Source organism: Nocardia sp. NPDC050412 (genome assembly GCF_044458825.1).
GTDB lineage: Bacteria > Actinomycetota > Actinomycetes > Mycobacteriales > Mycobacteriaceae > Nocardia.
Genome location: NZ_JBITIJ010000036.1, coordinates 1 through 5268, shown reverse-complemented (window position 1 = coordinate 5268; position 5268 = coordinate 1). Strand labels below are relative to the sequence as shown.

Sequence of the window (5268 nt, the reverse complement as noted above, 5' to 3'; positions counted from 1 at the left end):
TGTGTGCGTGTGTTCTTTGAGAACTCAATAGTGTGTCGATGAATGTCAGTGCCAAATGTTTTATTTGGTTCCGGCTCCTCATACCCCCGTGTGGGTGGGTCGGACATTTAGTCAGCAAATATTTTTTGTTGGCGTTTGATTTTGCCAAGGTTTTCGGACTCTGGTTAATTCTTCTGATTGCGCCCTTTTTGGGTGTGGTTGAGAGTCTTCAACGGAGAGTTTGATCCTGGCTCAGGACGAACGCTGGCGGCGTGCTTAACACATGCAAGTCGAGCGGTAAGGCCCTTCGGGGTACACGAGCGGCGAACGGGTGAGTAACACGTGGGTGATCTGCCCTGCACTTCGGGATAAGCCTGGGAAACTGGGTCTAATACCGGATATGACTACGGGATGCATGTCTTGTGGTGGAAAGATTTATCGGTGCAGGATGGGCCCGCGGCCTATCAGCTTGTTGGTGGGGTAATGGCCTACCAAGGCGACGACGGGTAGCCGACCTGAGAGGGTGACCGGCCACACTGGGACTGAGACACGGCCCAGACTCCTACGGGAGGCAGCAGTGGGGAATATTGCACAATGGGCGGAAGCCTGATGCAGCGACGCCGCGTGAGGGATGACGGCCTTCGGGTTGTAAACCTCTTTCGACAGGGACGAAGCGGAAGTGACGGTACCTGTAGAAGAAGCACCGGCCAACTACGTGCCAGCAGCCGCGGTAATACGTAGGGTGCGAGCGTTGTCCGGAATTACTGGGCGTAAAGAGCTTGTAGGCGGTTCGTCGCGTCGTTCGTGAAAACCTACCGCTCAACGGTGGGCTTGCGGTCGATACGGGCGGACTAGAGTACTTCAGGGGAGACTGGAATTCCTGGTGTAGCGGTGAAATGCGCAGATATCAGGAGGAACACCGGTGGCGAAGGCGGGTCTCTGGGAAGTAACTGACGCTGAGAAGCGAAAGCGTGGGTAGCGAACAGGATTAGATACCCTGGTAGTCCACGCCGTAAACGGTGGGTACTAGGTGTGGGTTTCCTTCCACGGGATCCGTGCCGTAGCTAACGCATTAAGTACCCCGCCTGGGGAGTACGGCCGCAAGGCTAAAACTCAAAGGAATTGACGGGGGCCCGCACAAGCGGCGGAGCATGTGGATTAATTCGATGCAACGCGAAGAACCTTACCTGGGTTTGACATACACCAGAAAGCTATAGAGATATAGCCCCCCTTGTGGTTGGTGTACAGGTGGTGCATGGCTGTCGTCAGCTCGTGTCGTGAGATGTTGGGTTAAGTCCCGCAACGAGCGCAACCCTTATCTTATGTTGCCAGCGCGTTATGGCGGGGACTCGTGAGAGACTGCCGGGGTCAACTCGGAGGAAGGTGGGGACGACGTCAAGTCATCATGCCCCTTATGTCCAGGGCTTCACACATGCTACAATGGCCGGTACAGAGGGCTGCGATACCGTGAGGTGGAGCGAATCCCTTAAAGCCGGTCTCAGTTCGGATCGGGGTCTGCAACTCGACCCCGTGAAGTTGGAGTCGCTAGTAATCGCAGATCAGCAACGCTGCGGTGAATACGTTCCCGGGCCTTGTACACACCGCCCGTCACGTCATGAAAGTCGGTAACACCCGAAGCCGGTGGCCTAACCCCTTGTGGGAGGGAGCCGTCGAAGGTGGGATTGGCGATTGGGACGAAGTCGTAACAAGGTAGCCGTACCGGAAGGTGCGGCTGGATCACCTCCTTTCTAAGGAGCACTTCTGCATCGCACCCCGAAGAGTCGGGGATGGTAAACGTTGATGCCAGAGACCGTTTCGGAAACATACGTTTTCCGGCGGACGCTCATGGGTGGAACACTGACAAGTTTTATCGCATTACGGTTTCGGTTATGTCCGGGATCGCGGTGAATATATCGGCACACTGTTGGGTCCTGAGAGAACACGCGAGTGTTTCTTTCTAGGCAAATAGACGATCTGCTCGGATCTCTTGTGATACCGCTGGCGACGGAAGTTGTTGGGTTGGTCCTGGATTCAGGTTCGAGTGGGTGTGTTGTTTGAGAACTGCACAGTGGACGCGAGCATCTTTGTTTGTAAGTGTTTAAGAGCGTACGGTGGATGCCTTGGCACCAGGAGCCGATGAAGGACGTAGGAGGCTGCGATAAGCCTCGGGGAGCTGTCAACCGAGCTGAGATCCGAGGATTTCCGAATGGGGAAACCCAGCACGAGTGATGTCGTGTTACCCGCATCTGAATATATAGGGTGTGTGGAGGGAACGTGGGGAAGTGAAACATCTCAGTACCCACAGGAAGAGAAAACAATAGTGATTCCGTGAGTAGTGGCGAGCGAAAGCGGATGAGGCTAAACCAGGAGCATGTGATAGACGGCAGTTGTTGTGTTCTTGGGGTTGTGGGGTCATTCTTCTCATCACTGCCGTGATGGGCGACAGTCAGAAACCGTTGTGTTAGTTGAAGTGGTCTGGAACGGCCTGCCATAGACGGTGATAGTCCGGTAAGCGAAAACTCAACGGCTGTTGTGGATGATGCCCGAGTAGCAGCGGGCCCGTGAAATCTGCTGTGAATCTGCCGGGACCACCCGGTAAGCCTGAATACTCCCTGGTGACCGATAGCGGACTAGTACCGTGAGGGAAAGGTGAAAAGTACCCCGGGAGGGGAGTGAAATAGTACCTGAAACCGTGCGCTTACAATCCGTCAGGGCCTACGCACAACTTTGTTGTGGTGGGTGATGGCGTGCCTTTTGAAGAATGAGCCTGCGAGTTAGTGGCATGTGGCGAGGTTAACCCGTGTGGGGTAGCCGTAGCGAAAGCGAGTCCGAATAGGGCGTTCCAGTCGCGTGTTCTAGACCCGAAGCGGAGTGATCTACCCATGGCCAGGGTGAAGCGACGGTAAGACGTCGTGGAGGCCCGAACCCACTTAGGTTGAAAACTGAGGGGATGAGCTGTGGGTAGGGGTGAAAGGCCAATCAAACTCCGTGATAGCTGGTTCTCCCCGAAATGCATTTAGGTGCAGCGTCACGTGTTTCACACCGGAGGTAGAGCTACTGGATGGTCTAGGGGGCCTACAAGCTTACCGAAATCAGCCAAACTCCGAATGCCGGTGTGTGAGAGCGTGGCAGTGAGACTGCGGGGGATAAGCTTCGTAGTCGAGAGGGAAACAGCCCAGATCGCCGGCTAAGGCCCCTAAGCGTGTACTAAGTGGAAAAGGATGTGGAGTCGCGAAGACAACCAGGAGGTTGGCTTAGAAGCAGCCATCCTTGAAAGAGTGCGTAATAGCTCACTGGTCAAGTGATTCTGCGCCGACAATGTAGCGGGGCTCAAGTACACCGCCGAAGCCGCGGCATTCACACAATACATCCGCCATCTTCTACGGGGGGTGGTGCAGTGGTGTGGATGGGTAGGGGAGCGTCCTACAGCCATGGAAGCAGCAGCGTGAGCTAGTTGTGGAGGCTGTGGGAGTGAGAATGCAGGCATGAGTAGCGAAAGACGAGTGAGAAACTCGTCCGCCGAATGACCAAGGGTTCCTGGGCCAGGTTAATCCGCCCAGGGTGAGTCGGGACCTAAGGCGAGGCCGACAGGCGTAGTCGATGGACAACGGGTTGATATTCCCGTACCCGTGTATCCGCGCCCAATGGCGAATCAGTGGTGCTAAGTATCCAAAAGCGGATGGACTCCCTTCGGGGAGCCGGAAGTGGCTGCATACGACCCTTGCTGTAGTAGTCAAGCGATGGGGTGACGCAGGAAGGTAGCTGGGCCAGTCAGTGGTTGTACTGGTGTAAGCCTGTAGGGCGAGACATAGGCAAATCCGTGTCTCATGTGCCTGAGAGGTGATGCGTAGCCGATTGAGGTGAATTCAGTGATCCTATGCTGCCGAGAAAAGCCTCTAGTGAGTTGGTACACGGCCCGTACCCCAAACCGACACAGGTGGTCAGGTAGAGAATACTGAGGCGATCGAGAGAACTGTGGTTAAGGAACTCGGCAAAATGCCCCCGTAACTTCGGGAGAAGGGGGACCCGGTCTGGTGATGAGATTTACTCTCGGAGCTGGGTTGGGTCGCAGAGACCAGAGAGAAGCGACTGTTTACTAAAAACACAGGTCCGTGCGAAGTCGTAAGACGATGTATACGGACTGACGCCTGCCCGGTGCCGGAAGGTTAAGAGGACCGGTTAGCCAGTAATGGCGAAGCTGAGAATTTAAGCCCCGGTAAACGGCGGTGGTAACTATAACCATCCTAAGGTAGCGAAATTCCTTGTCGGGTAAGTTCCGACCTGCACGAATGGCGTAACGACTTCTCTGCTGTCTCAACCACAGACTCGGCGAAATTGCATTACGAGTAAAGATGCTCGTTACGCGCGGCAGGACGAAAAGACCCCGGGACCTTCACTATAGCTTGGTATTGGTGTTCGGTACGGTTTGTGTAGGATAGGTGGGAGACTGTGAAGCTGGCACGCCAGTGTTGGTGGAGTCATCGTTGAAATACCACTCTGATCGTATTGGACCTCTAACCTCGGGCCATGATCTGGTTCAGGGACAGTGCCTGGTGGGTAGTTTAACTGGGGCGGTTGCCTCCTAAAATGTAACGGAGGCGCCCAAAGGTTCCCTCAGCCTGGTTGGCAATCAGGTGTCGAGTGCAAGTGCACAAGGGAGCTTGACTGTGAGAGTGACAGCTCGAGCAGGGACGAAAGTCGGGACTAGTGATCCGGCACCGGCAAGTGGAAGCGGTGTCGCTCAACGGATAAAAGGTACCCCGGGGATAACAGGCTGATCTTCCCCAAGAGTCCATATCGACGGGATGGTTTGGCACCTCGATGTCGGCTCGTCGCATCCTGGGGCTGGAGTAGGTCCCAAGGGTTGGGCTGTTCGCCCATTAAAGCGGCACGCGAGCTGGGTTTAGAACGTCGTGAGACAGTTCGGTCTCTATCCGCCGCGCGCGTCAGAAACTTGAGGAAGGCTGTCCCTAGTACGAGAGGACCGGGACGGACGAACCTCTGGTGTGCCAGTTGTCCTGCCAAGGGCACTGCTGGTTAGCTACGTTCGGAAGGGATAACCGCTGAAAGCATCTAAGCGGGAAGCCTGTTCCAAGATGAGGTTTCTCACCACCTTCGAGTGGTTAAGGCCCCCTACAGACCATGGGGTTGATAGGCCAGAACTGGAAGCCCGGTAACGGGTGTAGGTGACTGGTACTAATCGGCCGAGGACTTACCAACAAAGAAGCTACGCGTCCACTGTGCGGTATCTGAAACAACACACAGATCACCGAGAAGACAGACACGAGG

2 rRNA genes are annotated in these 5268 nt (G+C 55.3%); both read left to right on the top strand.

Annotation, left to right across the window (positions count from 1 at the left end):
- Positions 1 to 208: 208 nt before the first annotated feature.
- Positions 209 to 1727, top strand: a 16S ribosomal RNA gene (locus ACIBI6_RS41120).
- Between the two features lie 340 nt (positions 1728 to 2067).
- Positions 2068 to 5199, top strand: a 23S ribosomal RNA gene (locus ACIBI6_RS41115).
- Together the 16S and 23S rRNA genes form the textbook arrangement of a ribosomal RNA operon.
- Positions 5200 to 5268: the final 69 nt, after the last annotated feature.